Source organism: Rhodococcus sp. ENV425 (assembly GCF_002887785.1).
Lineage (GTDB): Bacteria > Actinomycetota > Actinomycetes > Mycobacteriales > Mycobacteriaceae > Rhodococcus > Rhodococcus aetherivorans.
Genome location: NZ_PCZU01000262.1, coordinates 1 through 1,072 on the forward strand (window position 1 = coordinate 1; position 1,072 = coordinate 1,072).

Genomic DNA, 1,072 nt, shown 5'->3' on the forward strand with positions numbered 1-1,072 from the left:
GCCGAGGCGGCACCGTCCCGGATCCGCCGGGCCGCGAGGGCGCCGGTGACGGCGGCGAGCAGCGCGGTCAGGGCGATCTCGAGCGGGCGCGGGTAGTGCACCGGCCCCCAGGGCAGCGTGACGACGACGTCGTCGCCCCCCGAGCCGAGCTCTGCCAGGTCGGCGGACGAGAACCGCTGTGCCGCAGCAAGGGTGGTTTCTCCCATGCGCTGCAGCGACGCGGTGTCGAGCCGGTCCGGGGTGTCGAGGGGACTGTGATAGTAGGCGCCGCCGCCGGCGATCGCGGTGTCCGCGGCGTGCATGCCGGCCTCGGTGAGGCGGCGGAAGTCGGTGTCGTTGGGCAGCAACTCGAACGCCGTCTGGGTGAACGAGTCCGCGGTCGTGCCGGGCACGCCGGACAGCACACCCACGAGACCCGCGTTGGGGGAGGAGATCCGGAAGGTGACGGGGATCCCGCCGTTGCCGCGGGCCTCGTGGTTGAGCACCACCGTCGGCCTCGCGTCGGCCGGTTGCCGCCGCGTGTACTCCTCGGCGCCGAGCAGGCCGCGTTCCTCGCCGTCGGTCACGAGCACCGTGACGTCGTTCCGGGGACGGGGGCCGGCGGTCAGGGCGCGGGCCGCCTCGAGCACCGTGGCGATCCCGATCCCGTCGTCGCCCGCGCCGGGGGAGCCGGCGACGGTGTCGTAGTGCGCGGCGAGCACGACGGTGCCGGTGGGGTCGGTGCCGGGCAGGGTGGCGACGACGTTCGCGACCCGGCCGCCCCGCTGGGTGCCCTGCACGGCGGTGGCCGACCAGCCGACGCCGTCGTCGACGCGGACGGACCAGCCGAGGTCGTCGAGGATGCGGACCAGGTACTCCCGGGCCTCGGCATGGCCGGCCGAACCCGGGGTGCGCGGCCGCGCGGCCACCGCCTCGACGTGGGTCGTCGCGCGGACGGCGCTGAACGCGGTGGGGGGAGCGTCGGCCGGTGCGGGTGCCGCCGGGGTCCGCAGCGTGGCCGCGAGCCCGACGAGGAGCAGCACGAGCAGTCCGATCCGGCCGGCCCGGCGGGTGCGGCCCGCGCCGGCGGGGG

At 76.8% G+C, this 1,072-nt stretch carries 1 protein-coding gene; it reads right to left on the reverse strand.

Annotation, left to right across the window (positions count from 1 at the left end; genetic code table 11):
• Positions 1-1,034 (reverse strand): M28 family peptidase (locus CQZ88_RS23340; RefSeq protein WP_374703837.1); only part of this gene is annotated, 1,034 nt, incomplete at its 3' end.
• Positions 1,035-1,072: the final 38 nt, after the last annotated feature.